The organism is Sulfurimonas sp. NW15 (genome assembly GCF_051132285.1).
In the GTDB taxonomy this organism is placed as follows: Bacteria; Campylobacterota; Campylobacteria; order Campylobacterales; family Sulfurimonadaceae; genus Sulfurimonas; species Sulfurimonas hydrogeniphila.
In genome coordinates, this window is record NZ_CP093237.1 from 493,266 (window position 1) to 514,767 (window position 21,502).

The window sequence follows — 21,502 nt, forward strand, 5'->3', positions numbered from 1 at the left end:
ATGAAAAGAATTGTAGCGACTGTTTTGGCAGGGAGTTTGTTTTTTAGCGGATGTGCAACACGCGGTGTTAATGAAATAGATCCGAGTGCTGTGAATTATGAATTGAGTTATCAGGTTGGCACAATTGAATCTGTGAAACCTGTTGTTATAAGAGATAATGGCACAGGTACATTTATTGGAGCGGTATCGGGTATAGTGTTGGGCTCACTAATCGGTAAAGGCAGAGGAAGTGCTCTGGCAACACTTGCAGGCGGTTTAGGCGGTGCATATGCGGGAAGCCAACTGGGTAAAGCCAATGCCCTTGAACTCAGTGTTCTTCTGGATGACGGACGAAGAGTTGTGGTCATTGCCAAAGGTAAGGATTTTTACAAGGGCGAAAGAATCCGTATAGTCAAAAGAAATGGTCGTGTATATAGCGTCGAACCGTTTTAAGCATGTATAAGTAGTAAAACATGAACAAACTACTGGCTGAAGAGATGTACTATCTGATGGTTCTTGGACGTGCTTTTGAGTATGCGGCAAAAGAGAATTATATGCAAGGCAATATATCCGGATTTTTACATTTGGATATAGGACAGGAAGCTTTGAGTGTCGGTGCGGTAAAAGCCTTTGAAAAAGGCGATATTTTTTCAGGCTATCGTGAACACATTATGGCAATGAGCCGTGGACTTGAGCCTAAAGCTGTTATGGCGGAACTCTTTGGAAAAGTTACAGGGGTAAGCGGCGGCAAGGGCGGTTCTATGCACCTTTTTGAACCTGCGCATTTCTTTTACGGCGGGGATGCCATTGTCGGAGGACAGCTCCCTAATGCCGTAGGCTGTGCCTATGCAAGAGCTTTTTTGGAACAAGATGAGGGTGTGATGGCCATCTTCGGTGACGGAGCTACAAACGGCGGGGCTTTTTTTGAATCACTCAATATTGCCGCCACACACAAACTTCCCCTGCTTTTTTTGTGTGAAAACAACGAATATGCAATCGGAACAAATATTCAGCGAACGGCGCCGTTTCGAGAACAGGCAAAAAAAGCAGAACCCTATATGATGACCTATACCGTGGACGGAATGGACGTTGAAGCTGTGTATGAGGTAGTGAGTGAGGCAAAAAAACAGATAGAATCAGGACACGGTCCTGTTTTTGTAGAAGCCTTTACATGTAGATACGAAGGACACTCTGTCAGTGATGCAAACAGTTACAGAAGTGCGCAGGAGATGGCACACTGCAAGGCACGAGATCCGATACAGAGGTTTAAAAAAGCCTTACATGAAAAATGGCTCTGCACGAATGAAGAGATACAAAATATAGAAAAAAAAGCACACAAAGAAGTGGAAGATGCCGTGAAATATGCCGAAGAATCCCCTGAACCAGAGGCTGATGCTCTGTTTGAACATCTCTTTTACGAGGAGCGTGAAAATGTTGTATCGTGAAGCTTTAAACAAAGCACTTGATGAGGTGATGCAGGCAGATGATACGGTGGTAACACTGGGAGAAGATGTCGGACTTTACGGTGGCAGTTTTCGTGTGACGGAAGGACTGGTGGAAAAATACGGTGAGAAAAGAGTCATTGATACACCTATAGCGGAACTGAGTATTGTAGGGAATGCCGTGGGCATGGCTATAGGAGGTTTGCGACCTGTAGCAGAGATAATGACGGGCAATTTTTCTCTGCTTGCCTTTGATCAGATTATCAACCACATGGCAAAACTGCACTATATGAGCAACGGTAAAATCATATTGCCTATGGTGGTACGGTTTCCTCAGGGCGTGAGTCGTCAACTCGCAGCCCAGCACAGTGAAAGTTATGAGCAGATGCTCTGTGCGGTACCGGGACTAAGAGTGTTGAGTGTGAATGATGTCAATTATGCCTACCATGCACTCAAATATGCGATTTTGTCAGATGATCCTGTTGTGTTTATAGAGCATGAACTGCTGTATAACAAAAAGGGCGAGGTGGATTTTACACAAAAACTGAACCCTTTTCAGGCAAGAATAGCCAAAGAGGGCAGAGACATTACCATTGTGAGTTACCTGAAAATGGTTGATGATGTGATGCTGGCAGTCCCAGAGATAGAAAAAGAGCTTGGATGTTCCTGCGAAGTGATAGATTTATGCTCCTTGAACCCTGTAGATTATGAAACACTGAAAAAATCTATAGAAAAAACTTCCCGTTTTGTAATGGTTGAAGAGGATCACAAAACAGGAGGCTACGGAGGACAAATAGTTTCCTGGGCGGCAGAAGAGATGTTTTATGCCTTGGATGCTCCGCCTTTGCGCCTGGCAGGAAAAGATGTGCCAGTTCCCTATAACAGAACTTTGGAACTCTTGAGTATTCCTACACCGGAGTCTATTGCTCGTGATATAGTGGCATGGGGTAAGAAAAACGATGTATGAAATAGTGATGCCACAGCTCTCCGACTCAATGGACGAGGGCAAGCTTATCAGCTGGAAAGTCAAAGAGGGACAAAAGGTAGATGTGGGAGATGTGATTGCCGAGGTTGAGAGTGACAAAGCAATTATGGAGGTACAGAGCTTTAAAAGCGGGGTTGTTGCAGAAATAAGTGCAAAAGAGGGGGATGTTGTTCCTGTTGGAAAAGTTATTGCTCGGATTCAAACCAGTGAAAGTAAGAATGAAAAAGTTGTAAAAACGCCAGGAACAACAGTTGTTGAGAAACCGGTGGCAAAACAGGCAGAACCAATCCTCAAAACACCTGTTGTCAAACATCTTCAAAAAAAAGAAACAGGCGGTATATCTCCAAAAGCAAGAGCCAAAGCGGCACAGTATGGTGTCGATATGCAGAGTGTTTTGCAAAAAACAGCCAAAGATGCTTTACATGTAAAGGATGTGGAGGCATATTTAAGAGAACATTATTTTACACCAAAAGCATTACAGCTGTTGGACAGGTACGGCTTGGATCTTGCAGGATTTACACTCAACCATAAAATAAACGAAGCAGAAGTGCAGGAGTTTATTGACAAAAATGAAACACCCCTGCCACAGCCTTTGAGTCAGATGCAAAAGGCGATTATTGCCAATGTGACGGCTTCTGCACAAAAGCCTGTGTACCGTTTGTATGAGCATATTGATGCAAAACTTTTTGTGGAGCATGATGCATACAGCATAACCGCCTGGCTGATAAAGATTTTTGCAAAAGTGATGATGCAACATGAAGCATTTCGTTCACGCCTGCAAAATGATTCGCTTGTTATAAGTCCCAATGCCTCTATTGCCGTTGCTGTGGCAGATAAGAAAAATCTTTACATGCCTGTTGTCAAAGATGCGAACAAATGCTCTATAGCAGAAATTTCGGCACAACTGCAAAGCTTTAAAACAAAGCTCAAAGCAAATTCTTTTACTGCAGCAGATATGCAGGGATCAAGCTTCGGTATTTCAAATCTTGGGATGCTGGGTGTAGAATCTTTTGATGCAATGATCAACAAAAATGACTCGGGTATCGCAGCGGTAGGAAGTTTACAGGATGGGAAGATAGCTCTCACCCTGAGTGCAGACCACAGAGTGATAAACGGCTATGAGGCAGCACTCTTTATGCAGGATGTCAAGAAAGAGGCACAAAATCCTCTTCAATTTAAGGACTGAAAGATGTATGACATAATTTTTATCGGTGGCGGACTGAACTATGCAGGAGCAATTGTTGCGGCAAAAAGCGGCAAAAAAGTGGCTTTGGTTGAAAAAGATATGCGTCAGCTTGGCGGTGTCTGTCTGCATAAGGGGTGTATTCCTTCAAAAATGTTTTTACATTATGCCAATGTTGTGTATGCGTCAAAAAGTGACATTTTAGAAGGACAAACAGCACTTTCAATGCAAAAGCTTTTTCAGAAAAAAACAGATTTGATAAACAATGCCTGGCAGGCAATTAAGAAACAGTGTGCGCATGTAGATTTAATAGAGGGCGAAGCCCGACTCAAAGAACCCCATAAGGTAGAAGTCAACGGTAAAATTCTTGAAGCAGAGCATATCGTCATGGGCACGGGTTCTTCGGCTTTTATTCCTGAAGGCATAGAGTATAATGCCAAGGATATTATCGTCAGTGATGAGGTACTGATGATGCAAAAGCTGCCGGAAAAAATTGCCATTTACGGTGTCGGGGCTATAGGTTTGGAAATGGCAGGTTTTTTCGCAACGGCAGGCACACAGGTAACACTTGTCAATCGCGACGACCAAATTTTAAAACACTCAAACCCGCTTATTCAAAAAGAGATAAAAAACCAGCTTGAAAAAATCGGTGTGAAAATTCTTGAGATGCATAAAATACAAACTGCAAAAAGTACAAAAAAAGGTGTGCATATCACTTTTGAAGACAAAAGCAGTATCTATATGCCTGTTTTGCTTGTTGCAGCCGGGCGCAGACCGAATGTTGATTTTCTTACATGTAAAGAGATACAAGTTGAAAAAGGCATTGTCACAGACAGATTTTTTGAAACAACCCTGAAAAATCATTATGCCATAGGGGACTGTAACGCAAAACTTCAGCTCGCTCATGCTGCAAGAGCAGAGGTTTTAAATGTTGTAGAGCGTATTTTAGGGAACAATCCACGTCCTCTCAATCTGGACCATGTTGTCAAATTTATACACACCCTGCCTATGAGTTATGCTGTAGTCGGAAAAACTGACGGTTTAAAATCAAGTATTGTTCCTTTGAGTCATTTTCCCTACTCTGTATATAATCATGCTGCAAAAGGCGTGATGATTACATATGCGGATCAGGAAGGATTTATCCTTGGTGCCGAAATTCTGGCACCGAATGCAGAAGAACTTGTCGCCATCGCAGGTATGAGTTTGGCTGGTGAAATGGATGCGGCGCAGGCAAAACGGACGATTTTCGGGCATCCGACATTCAGTGAAGCTTTAGAGAGAACATTCTTTAAGTTATGATTGTCCATAACTGGGGTGAAATTGCATATGTTACAGCAAACAGACAGATGCACGCTTTACATGTAAAGGCACAGCAAGATACCCAAAATCACCTCATACTGTGTTCGCATCCTGCGGTTTTCACAGTGGGCAGCGATGAGCAAAGGCATTTCAATGTACCCACCGTGCAAAGCGACAGAGGGGGTTCCGTTACCTGTCACTCGAGGGGACAGAACATCTTTTATTTCTGTTTTCAGGTAAAACAGCCGGCGCGATTTTATAAAAAAGTTCTTGAGGCTTTCGAGAGTTTTTTTATGAAAAATCTGCCTGCAGTCAGATATGACAAAAACAAGCCCGGTTTTTATATACAAAATCGTAAAATTGCCTCTTTGGGTTTTCGCTACTCCAGAGGGGTTTCTTTGCATGGTGTTGCTTTGAATGTTGATGTGGATTTGGACTTTCATTCACTGGTTTCACCGTGTAACCTGGCAAATATTGTACCGACTTCTTTAAAAAATGAAGGCTTGATTCTTACGTCAGAAGAAGTAAACGAGCAGATGGTACATTTTATAGGAAAATATTTTGAAGATGCCGTTTAAACCAAAAGTCAAAGTGCCTGCTCCGGAGATTTTACAAAATATGCAGGATATTTTGGAAAAAAATATTTTGACAACAGTATGCGAAGCGGCAGCCTGCCCAAACAGAGCAGAGTGCTATGCGCGAAACAGCGCAACATTTATGATTTTAGGCGATACCTGCACAAGAGCCTGTGCTTTTTGCAACGTAAAAACAGGTCATGGCAGAGCTGTCGACATGAACGAACCGCAACGTCTGGCGAAGGCTGTCCAGGAGTTAGAGCTGCAGTATGTTGTGATTACATCGGTGGACAGAGATGATTTGAAAGATTACGGATCCGGGCATTTCGCACGCTGTGTCCAAGCGATAAAAGAGAAAAATCCAGAGATAAAAATAGAACTTTTAACGCCTGATTTTAAATACACTCAAGATGCCTTGCAGACAATTATAACAAGTGGTGCTGACAAACTGGCACACAACCAGGAAACTGTCAGACGATTAAGTAAAAGTATACGTCCGCAGAGTGATTATGACCGTTCATTAAAAGTTTTGGAGTATTATGCCAGATATTCACCTTTACATGTAAAGTCCTCTTTGATGTGTGGGCTTGGTGAAACAAAAAAAGAGTTGCTGGTCACAATGCAGGAGTTGTTGGATGTCGGCGTGAGTGAATTGACACTCGGACAGTATCTGCAACCGACGCAAAAACATCATAAGGTAGCAAAATATTACCCGCCGGAGTTTTTTGATGAAATGAAAGAAGAGGCCTTGTGTATGGGATTTCGTGCAGTAGCTTCAGGTATTTTGGTAAGAAGTTCTTATTTTGCAGAAAATTTGGGAGATGACTAATGAGCAAAGCAAGGTTGGTTTTAGTGCGTCACGGACAAAGTATATATAACCAAAAAAATGTTTTTACAGGATGGACAGATGTTGACTTGAGTCAGCAGGGCAGGGATGAAGCAAAAAAAGCCGGAGGAGTGTTAAAAAAGCATAATATCTATCCGGATATCTGTTTTACATCATGGCTGAAACGTGCCATTCATACAGCACAGATATTACTGCAGGAGCTGGAATGGGAGCATATAAATATGCTTAAAAGTTATAAACTCAATGAAAGACATTACGGAGACTGGCAGGGCAGAAATAAAGATACAGTCAAAAAAGAGTATGGAGAAGAAAAATTTCTGGCTGTTAGACGCGGGTATGACGTGCCGCCGCCACCTTTACATGTAAACGATAAAAGATGTGTATGGAATGATAAAAAATATGCGAATGTCAACAGAGCGCTTTTGCCTTTGTCAGAATCTTTACAGGATACAAAAAAGAGAGTGCTGCAATATTATAAAGAGCAGATTTTTTCGCAACTGCAGGAGAAAAAAACTGTGTTGATTTCGGCACACGGCAACTCTCTGCGTGCCTTGGTAATGGAACTTGAAAAAATGACTCCACAGGAGATAGTGCAATTTGAAATACCGACAGGCGAGATTATAATGTATGATTTTGACAGCGATATGAAGATACTACAGAAAAATGTTTTGATAGGTTAAACCCGAATTATGTATAATTCGACACTTTAATGAAAAACTTTATGATATTTGAATTGGATATTTAGAGAAGGAAAAAAATGGAAAAACTAAAAGAATTTTTTGCATATGGCGAAAAAGTCCCCGGCTATGATGTACGGGTACTCAATGAGAGAGAAGCAAGAGCTGCCGCGGCAATTCTTTTTGTAGGTGCATTTATAGGGCTTACAAACGGAGTGATGCTTGGGACAGCAGTGTTTTCTAAATACTTTGTGACGTTTTTTGCTATTGATTTTACACTCAGAGTGATTCAGCCACGATATGCTCCGAGTCTGTTATTGGGACGTTTTTTTGTAAGCAATCAGACACCGGAATATGTCGGAGCCGAACAAAAACGCTTTGCCTGGGCACTGGGCATGATAATAGCCTGGCCGATGTTTTATTATCTGGTGCTTGATTTTCAGCCAAATCCGCTAAAAGTTCTTGTCTGCCTTATCTGTATGGCACTGCTCTTTTTTGAAGCAGCTTTTTCCATTTGTCTGGGATGTAAAATTTTTAATCTGGTAAAAAAGAATAAGGCAACACACTGCCCTGGCGGAGTGTGTGAGATGAAAATTAAAGAGCCTATTCAGACATTTAATCCGGTGCAAAAAAGCATTCTGATTATCACTGTGATTGTAATGGCATACGGAGCCTATGCCTACATGACGAAACTTCCAGACAGAACAAATCTGACAAAAAAGATAAAAACAATGATGCTCAGTGATGAAGAACTGCAGAGAATTGAAGATGAAAAAGCCGATCAAGAATTTGAACAAGACGATTTTTAGGAATGAACTACTATTTTGCTCTTTTAACGCTTATGCTTGGTCTCGGCTTTGCATTGCTGAGTGCCTATGTGATTTACACATACTGCAAACAAAAAAAACTGCAAAAAATCTTAGAACAGCCAATACGTCAAGAATATATAGCAATACTCAAACGTATTGTGCTCTATAACAGACTCAAAGAGGAAGAACAACAGCGCATACATAAATCTATTTTGATTTTTATCAACACAAAAGAGTTTACAGGTATCAATATTGATGTGAGTGATGAAATGAAAATAGTGATTGCTTTTCATGCCTGTTTATTGGTGTTGCATGTAGAGTTTACAGCCTGTTATGAAAATCTTTCGACAATTTTGATATATCCTTATACTATGGTTGCCAGGCAGGTAAGTGCCAACGGTGGTATATACACCAAAGGTGAATTTTTGCTTGAGGGACAGTCAGCAAGTGATACCGTTGTCATCTCCTGGCACGATGCAAAAAAAGATGCCTATCATCTCCATGAAAACAATGTGTTGCTGCATGAATTTGCCCATGAAATAGACTTTCTTGACGGCAGTGCAGACGGAACACCGCCATTGCCGTATGCAAAATATCACGAGTGGGCAAAAGTGCTTTCAAAAGAGTTTAACAAACTCAGTGATGTTGCCCTGAAAAATCGTGACTGGGGGAAATACAAGCTTTTAGGTGCCTATGCCGCAACAAATGAGGCAGAATTCTTTGCCGTTGTCACGGAGCGTTATTTTGAAAAGCCTGAAGCTTTGAAAAAACACTTTCCGGAACTCTTTGAAGAGTTTAACAGCTTTTATAAAGGGCAGCCCTAAAGTTTATCTGTAATTTTTTCTCATTAAGAATAAAAGTTTCAGAGTGTGCTATAATTCGTTCGATTTATGGGGCTGGACCCTGTACTTCAATAAGGAAAATCGATGACGAAAGAGTATATATTTACTTCAGAGTCTGTAACAGAAGGGCATCCTGACAAGATGGCAGATCAGATCAGTGATGCAATTCTGGATTATATTATTGAGCATGATACCAATGCACGTGTAGCGTGTGAAACACTGGTATCAAATGGTTTTTGTGTAATTGCAGGCGAACTGAAGACGACGGCGTATGCCCCAATGCAAGAGATTGCAAGAGAAGTGATCCGAGATATCGGGTATACCGATGCAACGTATGGTTTTGATCACAGGTCAGCTGCAGTATTAAACGGCATAGGAGAACAGTCTCCTGATATCAATCAGGGGGTTGATCAGGCCGGAGGAGAAACCGGAGCAGGCGATCAGGGGTTAATGTTTGGATATGCCTGTCGTGAGACAGATGTGCTGATGCCTTTGCCTATTCACCTCTCCCACCGTTTGACAGAACGCCTGGCAGAAGTAAGAAAAGAGGGAATTATTCCCTATCTGCGTCCTGACGGAAAGGCACAAGTCAGTGTAAAGTATGTAGACGAGAAGCCTGTTTCTGTAGAAACTGTTGTTATTTCCACGCAACACGCACCTGAAGTATCGCAAGAGCAGATCCACAAAGATGTTATAGCAGAAGTGATACGAAAAGTAATTCCTGCGGAGATGATGGATGAAAATACTGTTTTTCATATCAATCCGACAGGAAAATTTGTAATCGGCGGTCCTCAGGGAGATGCCGGACTTACAGGTCGTAAAATTATTGTTGATACCTATGGAGGCAGCTGTCCACATGGCGGTGGTGCATTTTCAGGAAAAGATCCGACAAAAGTTGACCGTTCAGCCGCATATGCAGCGCGCTGGGTTGCAAAAAATCTTGTAGCCGCAGGAGCTTGTGACAAGGTGACTATTCAGGTTGCCTATGCAATCGGTGTAGTACAGCCTGTCTCAATTATGGTTGACACGCACAATACCGGCATAGTGGCAGAAGAGAAAATCCAAAGCTGTATAAAAGAGCTTTTTGATCTTTCCCCTGCCGGAATAATCAAATCACTGGATTTATTAAAGCCAATTTATCGAAAAACGGCTGCTTACGGACATTTCGGCCGTGAAAATCTTGGTTTTAACTGGGAAAAAACAGACAGAGTTGATGCAATAAAAGAGTATTTAGGCATCTAATATAGTTTAAGTGTAACCTATAAACTACAGTTTTTAAACTAGCTGAGCGCTTTTAGCTGTATTTAAAAGTCTACAGTGTATAGTTGCATTTTAATAAAAACAAGGAGAATAAAATGTCAGTTGTAATTAATGATACATGTATTAACTGTGGAGCTTGTATAGATGAGTGTCCGGTAGAAGCAATCGTAGATGAGGATGATAATCCAACAGGTGAGGATATTTATTATGTGTATCCAGACAAATGTGTAGAGTGTGTTGGACATCATGATGAGCCTGCATGTGCTACTGCTTGTCCGACTGAGGGTTGTATAACATGGGATGTTGTTGGGCCAAGTCCACAGCACCGTGAAGATATTACTGAAGAACAGCGTTTAAACCACGAACCGGTAGTAGAATAGTTATAAGAGCACTTCTGTGCTCTCATAACACTCCTTTTAATTCATTTAAATCCATAAAATTTACATTTTAAACTAAAAACAATCTTTTTTTAGATACAATTCCATTCTAATTTTATATTTTCAGAGGAGATTTGATGGAACGTACACTATCAATAATCAAACCAGATGCAGTTGCAAAAGGTGTTATAGGCAAAATTTTAGATCGTTTTGAAAGCAATGGTCTTAGAATTGCAGCAACAAAAAAACTACAGCTTTCCCGTGCTGATGCTGAGGCATTTTATGCTGTTCATGCCGAGAGACCTTTTTTCAACGACTTAGTTGATTTTATGATCAGTGGACCGGTTGTTGTTTCAGTTTTAGAAGGTGAAAATGCTATGCAGAAAAACCGTGATTTAATGGGTGCTACAAACCCTAAAGAGGCTGAAGCAGGTACTATCCGTGCAGATTTCGCTGAAAATATCGATGCAAATGCAGTTCATGGAAGTGACTCGGTTGAAAATGCTGCGAATGAAATTGCATTCTTTTTTGCTGAGAGAGAAATTTCTTAAGTATATCCGATGAGGATTGTGCTTAGAAAAGTAACAAAAACTCCTTTAGACTTTGAAGTCACCTCGAATGAAATGACTTTTAAAGGTTTTTTGGAGTATCATAGTGCAAAATTGATTCTGCTTAAAGCAAGCATCAGTGGAACACTGGAAAAATCCTGTGATATATGTGCGCAGGATTTTAATCTTAAAGTTAGTGAAGAGGTCGAATTTTTCATTAATGACGGAATATACGAAGATGACAGCAGCACTCTTTTGGATGTTGTTGAGTCTTTGGACGGTAATGTGGATCTTGAAGAGATTTTACACTCAGAGATCGAACTTATCAAAAGTGATTACCATTCATGTGGAAATTGCTCTAAACCAGAAGAAATTGAGTTTTAAACTCTTGCCTCGTTTGAGGCAAAGCTTTAGTCGTCTCAACGGCGCAATTGAAAAATTAAATTAAGGAAAAAAGTTATGGCAGTACCTAAGAGAAGAGTCTCTCATTCCCGTTCAGCGAAGAGAAGAACTCATTATAAAATTTCTTTAGCCCGTCCGGTTAAAGATAAAGACGGAACTTATAGATTACCACACCACATTAACCCAACTACCGGTGAGTATAAGTAGTCAATGGTAAAAATTGCTATTGACGCAATGGGCGGGGACTTTGGTCCCGAGCCGATTGTAAACGGATGCATAAAAGCACTCAAAAAGAAAAGATTCACTCCGATACTTGTAGGAAATAAATCAGAAATTTTACCTCTGTTACCAAAACGTTATAGAGATAAGATTTTAATTGTCGAGTCTCAGGATATCATTGCAATGAGTGATGCTGCAACAGATGCAGTAAAACGCAAAGAGAGTAGTATCTATAAAGCTGTGGATTTAGTTAGAGACGGTCAGGCAGACGGTGTGGTTTCAGCCGGACACAGTGGTGCCACAATGACACTTGCCACTTTAAGACTTGGTCGCCTGCAGGGTGTTTCCCGTCCTGCCCTTGTCACATTGATGCCAACAAAAACAGGGCGTCGTTCTGTTCTTTTGGATGTGGGGGCAAATGTAGATTCCAAACCTGAGCATTTGGCAGAATTTGCTGTTATGGGCGGTTGTTATGCAGAAGATGTTTTAGGTATAGCAGAGCCGAGTATCGGGCTTTTAGCCAATGGTGAAGAAAACTCCAAAGGGAACGAAGTCACAAAAGCAGCCTTCAAAATTTTAGAAGGTTACAAAGGCTTTAAAGGAAATGTCGAAGGCGGTGATATTTTTAACGGAAGCTGTGATGTTATTACATGTGACGGCTTTGTAGGAAATCTGGTCCTTAAAACAAGTGAAGGTGTTGCCTCTACAATCTCACAACTGATTAAAGACTATATAAAAAAATCTCCTATTCGCATTACCGGTGCACTGTTAATGAGAAAAGTTTTCAAACTTTTAAAAAAAGAGATAGATTATGCCGAAATAGGAGGAGCTCCTCTTATCGGTATAAAAGGCTGTGCAATTGTCAGTCACGGAAAAAGTAATGCCAGGGCAATTGAAAATGCAATTTATCAGGCTATTGATTATGTCGATACCGGCGTTAACAGACATATTATTGCAAGGCTTCAAGAGTTAAAACAAAAGGATATCTAAATGGCTTACGCTGCATTTCGCTCTATTGGTGCCTATGTGCCCGAAAAAATACTTACAAATGAAGAACTCTCTCATATGGTGGATACTTCAGATGAATGGATTACCAAAAGAACGGGAATTAAAGAGCGTCACATTGCTGCTAAAGATGAATTTACAAGTGATTTAGGTGCAAAAGCTGCGCAAAAAGCCTTAGAGCGAAGCGGTATAGAAAGCTCTGAGATAGATATGGTAATAACCGCTACAATTTCACCCGACTACTTTTGTATGCCATCAACCGCAACAGTCATTGCTACAAAACTGGGTATCAAAAATGCCACTGCTTTTGACATTTCTGCAGCGTGCACAGGCTTTATCTATGTTTTGGCAATAGCAAAAGCATTTATAGAATCAGGGATGAAAAAAAACATTTTAATCATCGGTGCGGAAAAACTCTCTGCTATTACAGATTACAGTGACCGCGGTACATGTATACTCTTTGGTGACGGTGCAGGGGCTGCTGTAATTTCTGCAACAGATGATAAAAGTGAAGCTATTATAGATGTGCATACAGGTGCTGACGGTCAATATGCAGATTTGCTAATGACACCAAACGGCGGTAGCGGTTCTGCACATGATGCACTTGAAAGTGAAGCGGGAAGCTGTTTTATGCAGATGAAAGGCAATGAAACTTTTAAAGTAGCTGTGCGTACGCTGACAAAAGATGTTAAAGAAATTTTAGAAGAAAATAACATAAAAAGTGAAAATATCAAACATTTTATTCCGCATCAGGCAAATTTGAGAATTATCAAAGCTGTTGGCGAAGCTTTAAAAATGAGAGATGATCAGGTCGTAATCACTGTACAAAAGTATGGAAATACTTCAGGAGCTTCCATTCCGATGGCTATTAATGATCTGTATGAATCAGGGGAACTTGAGCCTGGTGAGCTGATGCTGCTTGACGCCTTTGGCGGAGGATTAACCTGGGGAAGCGCCCTTATCCCTTTTTCACCACTCAAGTAACATTTTTATCCAATTTCTGCGTTGGATAATAATATCTTTTCGTCACTTACTATAGTAAGCTCCTCAAATATATTTATATCCGCCTTGAACTAGAATAAAAATGAGAACTTGAGAGGCGAAAAATATTTTTTTTGCTTCTCAATTGCCAACTATTTCGGAACCCGTACTTTAGTGCGGGCGAGAGTGGCAGAAAAACGCCAATAGCCGGCACTAAAGTCATAAGTATCTACACAACTCAAAAAAGCAAAGAAAGAGGAATAGATATTGCATAAGATTTTAAAAAACAAGAGAGTTTATGCAATGGAAGAGCGTTTAAAAAAAAAGATATATGAGACTGGTAAAAAGTCATATGAATCATAAACAACACAGTACCAATGGATTAAACCTGCTACAAAAGACTGAAGGATTTTCACAAGCACAAAGTGCTTGGAGATTTTACAATAATGAGCATGTAGATATAGAGTCACTCAATGAGCCAATGCTTACAAGAGGGATTAAAACTATTAATAAAAGCAGTGATGAATATATACTTGTAGCCCATGACTGGTCACTGATAAACTATAAAAACCATACGGCAAAAACAGATTGTATACGAAAATGCAGAAGCAATGTAAATAATGCTTCATCAAGAGGATATGAGTTGCAAAGTTCCCTTGCAATTGAGAGCAGCAGCGGCAAACCAATCCTTCCCTTGGTACAGAACCTAAAGACACAAGATAAAGTGCTCTCAAGCTATAATCCTACAATGAAGAGTCATCTTACCCATCTCGGTGAATTAACACAAAGAATAGCTTATATCAATCAATCCCTCAACATACAAAAGAAAATTGTACATGTAATTGACAGAGAAGCAGACAGTGCGGGGTTTTTCAGAGGACTGCAAAAAGAGGATTTATATATAGTACGAGCATTAGACAATGTCAAAGTCAGGTATGAAGATGAAGATATTACCCAAAAAGAGTTGTCCAAAAAAATGGATAAAGGCAAATATGTAAAAACTATACAGTATCAAAATAAAAAAGTAAAAATTTATGTTAATACGGTAGATATACTTATAACAAGAGACAGCTATCAAAAAACAGAGACTCCACAAGGCGAAAAAGTAAAACAAAAAGTAAAAGGCAAACCCATAAAAAACAGATTTATTGTCCAAAGACTCATAGATGAGAAGAATAATGTCGTTACTACCTGGCTTTTGCTGAGTAATCTTGCAAAAGATGTTGATGCAACGATGATAGGATTGTGGTATTATTACAGATGGAATATAGAAACATATTTTAAATTACTAAAAAGTTCAGGGTTTAATTTGGAAAAATGGCAGCAAGAAAGTGCACAGGCTATATTTAAACGCTTGTTTGTTGCCTCTTATGCCTGTTTGCTCGTATGGGAAATAGAACATACAAATAGTAAGAACATGCTGGCAATTAGAAAGTTTTTAGTTCGATTAAGCGGGAGATTTGTAGCAAGAAAGAAGATATCTACCTCTCCGGCTCTGTTAGCAGGTTTATGGAACTTCTTCTCTGCTATGGATATGCTTGAACTTTATGATATTGAAGAACTCCACAGCATTAAAAAAGAACTCAATGACTTTATGCAAATGGAGTTTTAAGTTGTGTAGATACTTATGACTAAAGTACCGGTTCCGATGATATTTTTTTAAAATGCTAAAGCACCGTTTCTAAAAGAGCACGTAGGCTAGGTTTTAACCCAGGCTGATTTGTTTTAAAGCTACAACAACTCTTTTATAAAATTCTGCTTCATCCGGCAGGTTTAAAACAGCATCTCTTAGCTTTTCGCCCCACATCGGATTAGGAAAGCAGCTGTCATTTTCAAATCTTGCCATTACATGTAAATGGACGCGCGGAAGCATATTTGCGAAGGAAGCCATATTTATTTTGGAAGGTTTGTAATATTTTTTCATTTCATCTTCGATGATATCAAAGATTTCAAAGAGCTGCAGGCGCAGCTCTTTTGGCATGTCTCCAAGCTCTTTGTAAGGCTTTTTTGTGAAGATTTTCAGCCAGGGAATTTCACTCTCTTCTTTTTCTATAAAAAAGTTTTCATCTTCATAAATGAGGAGAGTGTCCATAAAAACTAGTCTCTGTTTCGGTTTCTGTTTGAAGAACTTCTGTTGCCTCTGTATCCGCCGCCGTCACGGTTTCTTTCGCCGCCAGAACGGTTTCTGTCTCCGCCCGAACGGTTACGGCTGTTTCCGCGGAACCCGCCACGGCCTCTGCCGCCTTTTCCTCGACTGTCATTGCGTTTTCCGGCACGTTCCAGGATAGCAGCGAGTTTGTCAGCAGGAATACCGATATTGCTCGGTCCTTTTATATCCTGTCTGTCCAGGATCATAGAGATGAGTTTGAACATGATTTTTTCTTCATCTATATCTTCTTTGAGACGGTCAAGAATTTTATGTGCCTCATCATATATTTTTTGGTCTTCAATTGTTTTGACCATTTTTTCCACAGTAGATTCACGCAAATCATTTTTGCTTGGTACGAATGCATGATTCATTGAGGTACCGACTTTTTGTTTGATACGCTGCAGTTCTTTAAACTCCAAAGGTGTCAACAGTGTGATAGCCTTTCCTTTTGTTCCTGCACGTCCTGTTCTCCCGATACGGTGAACATAAGACTCAGGATCAAAAGGAATATGATAGTTGAAAACATGAGAAATATTGCTTACATGTATACCGCGGGCAGCCACATCGGTTGCCACAAGGACTTTGACAGAGTCGTTTTTGAAACCTTTGATAACAGTCTCACGTTGACGCTGCTCCATATCACCGTGCAGACCGTTCGCCAGATATCCTGCATTTGAAAGAACATTGCTTAATCTGTCAACTTCTGATTTTGTTCTACAAAAGACAACTGATTTTGTACTGTTTTCAGCATCCATAAGACGAATAATCGCATCATCTCTTTCGTGCTCATCAATGACATAATACTCCTGTTCGATATCGGCATTTGTTGTCTCCCCTTTTGTGATAGAGACAAAAGCAGGGTCTTTTAAAATCTTGTTTGCAAGATTTTTAATCGGCTGCGGCATAGTTGCCGAGAAAAGCAGAGTTTGTCTGTCTGTTGGAAGATAAGAGAAAATTTCAGTGATGTCATCCAAAAATCCCATGTCAAGCATCTCATCTGCCTCATCAAGTACAACGACACTCGGTGCAAAATTGTTGAGCATATTTCTTTTTAAGAGATCGAGCATTCTTCCGGGTGTTGCTACGACAACACTTGCACCGCGACCGATAAGGTCAAGTTGACGCTTATAAGAGCTTCCCCCGTATACGGTGACTGTCTTTACATTCAGATTACGGCCATATTTGAATATTTCATCACTGACCTGTGTTGCGAGTTCCCGTGTTGGTGTGATGACAAGCATCTCCACTTTGCCGTTGAGTTTCATGTTTGAAAGAACAGGAAGTGAAAAAGCTGCTGTTTTTCCTGTACCGGTGTGTGCCTGTCCGACCATATCACGGCCTTCAAGTATGATAGGAATTGCCTGTTCCTGAATAGGAGAGGGGACTGTAAAGCCGGCGAATTTTACACTTTTAAGTATTTCGGGTTTTAGGTTTAACGAATCAAATGTGATTGTAGGTTCTTCTGTAGTTGTTGTTTGTGTTTCTTGTGCAGTTTCTTGCATCATTATCCTTTTTTAACAGGCTTTTGAAGCCTTTTTATACATAAGGAGATGACGCAAGTTCTACTAAAATTTCCACTTTAAGTCTATCAGGGCATCTTCCCCTTAAAATATTTATGGAATTATAGCTAAATTTTTTAATATTTACAGTAAAGTTGCAAATATTTTTAATTACTTAAGTTTATAATGCTACAAAAGAGCAGGTAAATTTTTTTGTAGTCTGGTCTGGAATGATAAAAGAACGCTCATAGTCGGCACTAAAGTACCGATTCCGAGAAGTTTCTCAGCAGTTTTTTGCTTAACTTAACGGCATTGAGACTTCAAATCTGGGCAAAATCCAGTATAATACACAAAAGAAAATTATAGAAGGTTTTATATGAATGAAAACATCTCTTTAGTCGTTATTGCTTTTTTGCTCCTCTCATTTTTACTGGTTTTATATTTTTATTTAAAAGAAAAAAACACGAACAAACGTTTACATGTAAAGGCAGAAGAGTTGCAAAGCAGTTATTTTACACTCAATGGTTCGTATGAACAGCTAAAAGAAGACTATAATGCGTTGGAGATTGAATATGCAGTTTTAAATGCGAGATACAATGATGAGATGAAAGCATCGGCTGAGAAATTGGAAGTTTTACAAAAAGCAAAAGAAGAACTTTCACAGGAATTTAAAATTTTGGCAAATAAAATATTTGAAGACAAGTCAAAACAGTTCAGCAGTGCAAACAAAGAGCAGCTGGAACTGCTTTTAAAACCTTTTCGTGAACAGATAACAAATTTTTCAAAAGAGGCAAGAGAACAGTTTGAAGTGGAACTCAAAGACCGCCATCTGCTCAAAGATGAACTGCATCGCCTGAAAATGATGAATGAAACACTGGCACAAGAAGCGCTCAACCTGACCAATGCCCTCAAAGGTGAGAACAAAACGCAGGGAAACTGGGGTGAACTGGTTTTAGAAAATATCTTGGAACAATCCGGTCTGCGTGATGGGGTTGAGTATGAACTTCAGGCCACACTCAAGTCAAACGAGGGTAAAACATACCGACCCGATGTCATAATACATATGCCGCAAAAGCGAGATATTATAGTGGATTCCAAGGTCTCACTGACTGCGTATGAACGGTTTGTCAATGCGGATGAGCCTGAAGAAAAAGCAAAAGCCTTAAAAGAGCATATTGCAAGTATCTCTTCACATATAAAAGAGCTGAGTGCAAAAAACTATGAAAAACTTGAAGGGGTCAATACGCTTGATTTTGTTCTGCTTTTTATGCCGATTGAAGGGGCTTTCTTACTGGCACTTGAACAAGACGGTGAATTTTTCAAGCGTGCATATGAAAACAATATTTTAGTCGTATCTCCTTCTACGCTGCTTGTAACGCTCAGAACCATAGAGCACATCTGGCGAACGCAAAGGCAGGAAGAACATGCAAAAAAGATAGCCGCAGAAGCAGAAGCGATGTATGACAAACTTGTATTATTTGTTGAAGAGATGAAACACATAGGAACCTACCTGCAAAAAACACAGGACTCTTATGACAAGGCGATGAACAGACTCAGCACGGGACGCGGCAATGTTATAAAAAGAGCGCAAAATATGAAAGCACTGGGGTTAAAGCCGAAAAAAGAGTTGCCGCTCAAGAGTGAAGATGATGGAGACGATACATGAAAATAGAGACAAGGTACAATTATGAAAAGAGCTGGACGCTGACATCTGAGAAGGATATTTTAAAAATAATAGAAGAAGAAATAGGCAATGATGATGTAGAGGGTGTTTTTACTTATATAAAAGAGGCTGTGAAAAAGGGTAAGGTAATAAGTGTCGGTTCATGCAAATTTAAAATAACAGAGAAAAAGGGATAAAATGTTTCAAAATCAGGATATAGCAAAACTGCTGTTGCGAATAAGTTTGGGTGTGTTGATCCTGTTTCACGGAATTCACAAAGTCATACATGGTATAGGCGGTGTTAAAAGTCTGGTTGTCAGTGCGGGATTGCCTGAGTTTTTAGCCTATGGCGTCTACTTTGGGGAGTTGATAGCGCCAATTTTTATTATTTTAGGGCTCTATGCCAGAGTGGCGGCGACTGCCTTGGCTTTTAATATGTTTGCGGCAATCTATTTGGCATATGGATTTTCACTGACACTTTCAAAGTTTGGAGGTTTGTCCTGGGAGACACCGTTGCTTTATCTGATACTGTCTCTGCTTGTCATACTTCTTGGAAGCGGAAAATACGCTGTAAATTCCAAATAGAAAATGGAGATTTTAAAGCTTAAAGCCCGCACTGAAGTACGGGTTCCAAGGGTGCTTAAAACGTAAGTTTGCCATGTCAGCTTATAAATTTTTTGCAGCATAGATTTTAGTCTGAATGCCATTAAACTAAGGAACTTTTCGGAACCCGTACTTCAGTGCGGGCTTGTGTCTTTAAAGCCTGATGCTTAGGGATGTTTTACCTTTATAGTAGAATTCAAACTCCACCCGATAAGCAACATACAAACGATAACTCCGTATGCCGGTAAAATATTGTAAGTATTTAACAAATAGACAAGCCAGAGCAGAATTGCTCCAAGCGGCGTCGGCACACCCGTAAAATATTTATCAACCGCACCGGCGTCGGTATGCAAATTGAAATGGATAAGACGGCGCAGCCCTGATATCACATAGTAGATACTTGCAATTGCCGCAAGAATAAACCACAACCCATGCAAAGAAGGTGCATATGCGGCTTGAAATATCAAAAAGACAGGAACGAGAACAAAACTTAAAAAATCTGCAAAGCTGTCAAGCTGTACCCCAAACTCATTGGAGAGTTTATACTTTCTTGCAATTTTTCCGTCAAATATATCAAAAGCACCGCCAATCCATGCCAAAACTATCGCCAAAGTAAAATTGTTCTGTGTGATAAAATAGGTTGCAAGGAGTCCTGCTGTGATGTTGACAAAGGTAAACATATTTGCGAGATTAAAGTGAGAAGAGGGTGTCCATAAAAATTTCATATAAATAGCTGCCTTTGTAAAATATAAATGAAATTATAGCAAAATCATATTAAACAGAATAGAAAGATATGATAAATATTATCAATATCATTAAGCTTGCTGTAAGTAGAACTGAATTATTATTGCATATCAAAATCATAAATAGGAATTTTATGCTAAAAATTATTAGACTCAGTATATTATATTTTTCTTTTACAGCATTGCTGAGTGCTGCCGAACAAACATCAGTCAATGAGAAACGTCTTCACTCTGTAAGAAAAAATATAGACAAAGAGGCCTTGATGCAGGTAAAAAAAGTTTCTCCAACAAATAATATTGAACACATGTTTGAAGATGCCAGAGTCTCAGGTCAGCTTAGGATTATGTTTGCCGGATATGAGCAAAAAGAACAAAATGTGGCGAATAACTATGCGACTGCACTTGGCGGAAAGTTAAAGTATGAGTTGGCAGAACTGCAGGGTTTTAATGCGGGTGCGGCTGTTTACATATCACATGATCTAGGCTTTGCAACAGGTGAGGGGACTCGGCACAACAGTGAACTCTCTTCAAGTGACGGCAGTTATACGCAGTTTGCCGAAGCATATATAAATTATAAATATAAAGCATTTAACATAAGGGCAGGACGCCAGATTTTAGACACTCCACTGGCTGACAGTGATGATATCCGTATGATAAGTAATACTTTTGAAGCGTATGTTGCATCTTATTCAGATGGCGGGTTAGAGATGATGGCCGGAAATATTCAGTCATGGCAGGGAGTTGATGCCGGACTGGATACTCCATGGGAAAAAACGGGTAGCCGAGGGACAAATTTTGGCGGGCTAAGCTATCATAATGTATGGGAATTAAATCTTTGGGTTTATAATATTACAGATGTAACAAATGCATTTTACCTCGATGGAGGGATTCAGTACCATTTTAATGAGGATATGATCCTTCACTGTGTTTTGCAGTATTTAAATGAAAGAGAGTTGGCTTCAAGTGCTTATGACACTACGATTTATGGCGGGTTGTTTGAATTTGTAGTAAAGGGAATCAGTTTGAGTATTGCCTATGACAAATCTTTAAACGACCCTGCCACAGCAAGTTTTAGCGGATTTGGCGGAGGAACACTTTTTAGCAGTATGGATACACTCATATTGGATGATATTGCGGATGACAGGGATGCGCATGCTTTGGTATCCTCAATTGGTTATACAACAGAGATTTTTACTCTTTTGTATGCCTATGGTGATTTTAAAGGAAATGCAAACAGTTTGGGTGAGAAAGCACATATAATAGAACAAGATGTAAGTTTAGAGTATAATATAGATAATGAATTATTGTTTGCATGTGTATACAGTATGCAAAAAGATAAAGAAAACTCTGTAAATACAGACCATGACTGGAATCGTGTTCAGTTTATGCTTAATTATAATTTTTAAAAGAGACAA

General features: G+C 39.8%; 25 protein-coding genes. 22 read left to right on the forward strand and 3 right to left on the reverse strand.

Annotated elements, in window-relative coordinates; genetic code table 11:
* From MLC52_RS02445 to MLC52_RS02530, 18 genes are all read left to right on the forward strand, one after another.
* On the forward strand, positions 1-432 hold the full coding sequence (locus tag MLC52_RS02445) for a glycine zipper 2TM domain-containing protein (RefSeq protein WP_151900990.1): 432 nt from the start codon (positions 1-3) through the stop codon (positions 430-432).
* A gap of 20 nt (positions 433-452) precedes the next feature.
* A complete protein-coding gene (locus tag MLC52_RS02450; RefSeq protein WP_434581146.1) occupies positions 453-1,424 on the forward strand; it encodes a thiamine pyrophosphate-dependent dehydrogenase E1 component subunit alpha in 972 nt (323 codons plus the stop codon).
* Positions 1,411-2,388 carry an alpha-ketoacid dehydrogenase subunit beta gene (locus tag MLC52_RS02455; RefSeq protein ID WP_434581148.1) on the forward strand — a complete coding sequence of 326 codons (978 nt, stop codon included), beginning with the start codon at positions 1,411-1,413 and terminating at the stop codon, positions 2,386-2,388. Before MLC52_RS02450 ends, MLC52_RS02455 begins: the two co-directional genes overlap by 14 nt.
* A complete protein-coding gene (locus MLC52_RS02460; protein WP_434581150.1) occupies positions 2,381-3,592 on the forward strand; it encodes a dihydrolipoamide acetyltransferase family protein in 1,212 nt (403 codons plus the stop codon). The genes MLC52_RS02455 and MLC52_RS02460 overlap by 8 nt, the downstream gene beginning before the upstream one ends.
* Before the next feature lie 3 nt (positions 3,593-3,595).
* The gene (locus MLC52_RS02465; protein WP_434581152.1) at positions 3,596-4,888 is read left to right on the forward strand and encodes a dihydrolipoyl dehydrogenase family protein; all 1,293 of its coding nucleotides are present in this window, start codon (positions 3,596-3,598) and stop codon (positions 4,886-4,888) included.
* Positions 4,885-5,466, forward strand: coding sequence for a lipoyl(octanoyl) transferase LipB (gene lipB, locus MLC52_RS02470; protein WP_434581154.1), 582 nt, complete (start codon positions 4,885-4,887; stop codon positions 5,464-5,466). The genes MLC52_RS02465 and lipB overlap by 4 nt, the downstream gene beginning before the upstream one ends.
* On the forward strand, positions 5,456-6,292 hold the full coding sequence (lipA, locus tag MLC52_RS02475; protein ID WP_434581619.1) for a lipoyl synthase: 837 nt from the start codon (positions 5,456-5,458) through the stop codon (positions 6,290-6,292). The genes lipB and lipA overlap by 11 nt, the downstream gene beginning before the upstream one ends.
* Positions 6,292-6,990, forward strand: coding sequence for a 2,3-bisphosphoglycerate-dependent phosphoglycerate mutase (locus MLC52_RS02480; RefSeq protein WP_434581156.1), 699 nt, complete (start codon positions 6,292-6,294; stop codon positions 6,988-6,990). The genes lipA and MLC52_RS02480 overlap by 1 nt, the downstream gene beginning before the upstream one ends.
* A gap of 77 nt (positions 6,991-7,067) precedes the next feature.
* The gene (locus MLC52_RS02485) at positions 7,068-7,796 is read left to right on the forward strand and encodes a DUF4395 domain-containing protein (protein ID WP_151900983.1); all 729 of its coding nucleotides are present in this window, start codon (positions 7,068-7,070) and stop codon (positions 7,794-7,796) included.
* 2 nt (positions 7,797-7,798) lie between these two features.
* Positions 7,799-8,620, forward strand: a complete 822-nt coding sequence (locus tag MLC52_RS02490) for a zinc-dependent peptidase (RefSeq protein ID WP_434581157.1) — start codon at positions 7,799-7,801, stop codon at positions 8,618-8,620.
* Between the two features lie 102 nt (positions 8,621-8,722).
* The gene (gene metK, locus MLC52_RS02495) at positions 8,723-9,880 is read left to right on the forward strand and encodes a methionine adenosyltransferase (RefSeq protein ID WP_151900981.1); all 1,158 of its coding nucleotides are present in this window, start codon (positions 8,723-8,725) and stop codon (positions 9,878-9,880) included.
* A gap of 113 nt (positions 9,881-9,993) precedes the next feature.
* Positions 9,994-10,278, forward strand: a complete 285-nt coding sequence (locus MLC52_RS02500; protein ID WP_151900980.1) for a 4Fe-4S dicluster domain-containing protein — start codon at positions 9,994-9,996, stop codon at positions 10,276-10,278.
* A 134-nt stretch (positions 10,279-10,412) separates the two neighbouring features.
* Positions 10,413-10,826: a nucleoside-diphosphate kinase gene (gene ndk, locus MLC52_RS02505; RefSeq protein WP_151900979.1), complete on the forward strand. Its 414-nt coding sequence runs from the start codon at positions 10,413-10,415 to the stop codon at positions 10,824-10,826.
* 9 nt (positions 10,827-10,835) lie between these two features.
* Entirely contained in the window at positions 10,836-11,207 is a 372-nt protein-coding gene (locus MLC52_RS02510; RefSeq protein ID WP_346389370.1) for a hypothetical protein, read from the forward strand.
* 75 nt (positions 11,208-11,282) lie between these two features.
* Positions 11,283-11,432, forward strand: a complete 150-nt coding sequence (gene rpmF / locus MLC52_RS02515) for a 50S ribosomal protein L32 (protein ID WP_013326319.1) — start codon at positions 11,283-11,285, stop codon at positions 11,430-11,432.
* 3 nt (positions 11,433-11,435) lie between these two features.
* Positions 11,436-12,434 (forward strand): phosphate acyltransferase PlsX, encoded by a 999-nt coding sequence (gene plsX, locus MLC52_RS02520; RefSeq protein WP_434581161.1) that lies wholly within the window; start codon positions 11,436-11,438, stop codon positions 12,432-12,434.
* A complete protein-coding gene (locus MLC52_RS02525) occupies positions 12,435-13,433 on the forward strand; it encodes a beta-ketoacyl-ACP synthase III (protein ID WP_151900976.1) in 999 nt (332 codons plus the stop codon).
* A gap of 328 nt (positions 13,434-13,761) precedes the next feature.
* On the forward strand, positions 13,762-15,042 hold the full coding sequence (locus MLC52_RS02530; protein ID WP_434581163.1) for a transposase: 1,281 nt from the start codon (positions 13,762-13,764) through the stop codon (positions 15,040-15,042).
* A gap of 93 nt (positions 15,043-15,135) precedes the next feature.
* Here MLC52_RS02530 and MLC52_RS02535 read toward each other — a convergent pair whose 3' ends face one another.
* Entirely contained in the window at positions 15,136-15,522 is a 387-nt protein-coding gene (locus tag MLC52_RS02535) for an HIT family protein (RefSeq protein WP_434581164.1), read from the reverse strand.
* Between the two features lie 5 nt (positions 15,523-15,527).
* Positions 15,528-17,081 (reverse strand): DEAD/DEAH box helicase, encoded by a 1,554-nt coding sequence (locus MLC52_RS02540; RefSeq protein ID WP_151900973.1) that lies wholly within the window; start codon positions 17,079-17,081, stop codon positions 15,528-15,530.
* 373 nt (positions 17,082-17,454) lie between these two features.
* Here MLC52_RS02540 and MLC52_RS02545 point away from each other — a divergent pair, with 373 nt between their 5' ends.
* Genes MLC52_RS02545 through MLC52_RS02555 form a run of 3 tightly spaced genes read left to right on the forward strand, consistent with a single transcriptional unit; the run spans position 17,455 to position 19,326 of the window.
* Positions 17,455-18,744, forward strand: coding sequence for a DNA recombination protein RmuC (locus tag MLC52_RS02545; protein ID WP_434581165.1), 1,290 nt, complete (start codon positions 17,455-17,457; stop codon positions 18,742-18,744).
* Positions 18,741-18,938, forward strand: a complete 198-nt coding sequence (locus MLC52_RS02550) for a hypothetical protein (RefSeq protein ID WP_434581167.1) — start codon at positions 18,741-18,743, stop codon at positions 18,936-18,938. The genes MLC52_RS02545 and MLC52_RS02550 overlap by 4 nt, the downstream gene beginning before the upstream one ends.
* Position 18,939: 1 nt before the next feature.
* The gene (locus MLC52_RS02555) at positions 18,940-19,326 is read left to right on the forward strand and encodes a DoxX family protein (protein WP_434581169.1); all 387 of its coding nucleotides are present in this window, start codon (positions 18,940-18,942) and stop codon (positions 19,324-19,326) included.
* Between the two features lie 185 nt (positions 19,327-19,511).
* On the opposite strand, the gene MLC52_RS02560 is transcribed toward MLC52_RS02555, so the two are convergent.
* Positions 19,512-20,069 carry a CDP-alcohol phosphatidyltransferase family protein gene (locus MLC52_RS02560; RefSeq protein ID WP_151900969.1) on the reverse strand — a complete coding sequence of 186 codons (558 nt, stop codon included), beginning with the start codon at positions 20,067-20,069 and terminating at the stop codon, positions 19,512-19,514.
* Positions 20,070-20,221: 152 nt separating this feature from the next.
* Between MLC52_RS02560 and MLC52_RS02565 the strand changes: the two genes are divergently transcribed.
* The gene (locus MLC52_RS02565; RefSeq protein ID WP_434581171.1) at positions 20,222-21,493 is read left to right on the forward strand and encodes an OprD family outer membrane porin; all 1,272 of its coding nucleotides are present in this window, start codon (positions 20,222-20,224) and stop codon (positions 21,491-21,493) included.
* Positions 21,494-21,502 lie beyond the last annotated feature (9 nt).

Bases quoted from the DNA above. Each gene is read 5' to 3' on its own strand.
- MLC52_RS02445 (WP_151900990.1), top strand. From the start codon at position 1: ATGAAAAGAATTGTAGCGACTGTTTTGGCAGGGAGTTTGTTTTTTAGC.
- MLC52_RS02450 (WP_434581146.1), top strand. From the start codon at position 453: ATGAACAAACTACTGGCTGAAGAGATGTACTATCTGATGGTTCTTGGA.
- MLC52_RS02455 (WP_434581148.1), top strand. From the start codon at position 1,411: ATGTTGTATCGTGAAGCTTTAAACAAAGCACTTGATGAGGTGATGCAG.
- MLC52_RS02460 (WP_434581150.1), top strand. From the start codon at position 2,381: ATGTATGAAATAGTGATGCCACAGCTCTCCGACTCAATGGACGAGGGC.
- MLC52_RS02465 (WP_434581152.1), top strand. From the start codon at position 3,596: ATGTATGACATAATTTTTATCGGTGGCGGACTGAACTATGCAGGAGCA.
- lipB (WP_434581154.1), top strand. From the start codon at position 4,885: ATGATTGTCCATAACTGGGGTGAAATTGCATATGTTACAGCAAACAGA.
- lipA (WP_434581619.1), top strand. From the start codon at position 5,456: ATGCCGTTTAAACCAAAAGTCAAAGTGCCTGCTCCGGAGATTTTACAA.
- MLC52_RS02480 (WP_434581156.1), top strand. From the start codon at position 6,292: ATGAGCAAAGCAAGGTTGGTTTTAGTGCGTCACGGACAAAGTATATAT.
- MLC52_RS02485 (WP_151900983.1), top strand. From the start codon at position 7,068: ATGGAAAAACTAAAAGAATTTTTTGCATATGGCGAAAAAGTCCCCGGC.
- MLC52_RS02490 (WP_434581157.1), top strand. From the start codon at position 7,799: ATGAACTACTATTTTGCTCTTTTAACGCTTATGCTTGGTCTCGGCTTT.
- metK (WP_151900981.1), top strand. From the start codon at position 8,723: ATGACGAAAGAGTATATATTTACTTCAGAGTCTGTAACAGAAGGGCAT.
- MLC52_RS02500 (WP_151900980.1), top strand. From the start codon at position 9,994: ATGTCAGTTGTAATTAATGATACATGTATTAACTGTGGAGCTTGTATA.
- ndk (WP_151900979.1), top strand. From the start codon at position 10,413: ATGGAACGTACACTATCAATAATCAAACCAGATGCAGTTGCAAAAGGT.
- MLC52_RS02510 (WP_346389370.1), top strand. From the start codon at position 10,836: ATGAGGATTGTGCTTAGAAAAGTAACAAAAACTCCTTTAGACTTTGAA.
- rpmF (WP_013326319.1), top strand. From the start codon at position 11,283: ATGGCAGTACCTAAGAGAAGAGTCTCTCATTCCCGTTCAGCGAAGAGA.
- plsX (WP_434581161.1), top strand. From the start codon at position 11,436: ATGGTAAAAATTGCTATTGACGCAATGGGCGGGGACTTTGGTCCCGAG.
- MLC52_RS02525 (WP_151900976.1), top strand. From the start codon at position 12,435: ATGGCTTACGCTGCATTTCGCTCTATTGGTGCCTATGTGCCCGAAAAA.
- MLC52_RS02530 (WP_434581163.1), top strand. From the start codon at position 13,762: ATGAGACTGGTAAAAAGTCATATGAATCATAAACAACACAGTACCAAT.
- MLC52_RS02535 (WP_434581164.1), bottom strand. From the start codon at position 15,522: ATGGACACTCTCCTCATTTATGAAGATGAAAACTTTTTTATAGAAAAA.
- MLC52_RS02540 (WP_151900973.1), bottom strand. From the start codon at position 17,081: ATGCAAGAAACTGCACAAGAAACACAAACAACAACTACAGAAGAACCT.
- MLC52_RS02545 (WP_434581165.1), top strand. From the start codon at position 17,455: ATGAATGAAAACATCTCTTTAGTCGTTATTGCTTTTTTGCTCCTCTCA.
- MLC52_RS02550 (WP_434581167.1), top strand. From the start codon at position 18,741: ATGAAAATAGAGACAAGGTACAATTATGAAAAGAGCTGGACGCTGACA.
- MLC52_RS02555 (WP_434581169.1), top strand. From the start codon at position 18,940: ATGTTTCAAAATCAGGATATAGCAAAACTGCTGTTGCGAATAAGTTTG.
- MLC52_RS02560 (WP_151900969.1), bottom strand. From the start codon at position 20,069: ATGAAATTTTTATGGACACCCTCTTCTCACTTTAATCTCGCAAATATG.
- MLC52_RS02565 (WP_434581171.1), top strand. From the start codon at position 20,222: ATGCTAAAAATTATTAGACTCAGTATATTATATTTTTCTTTTACAGCA.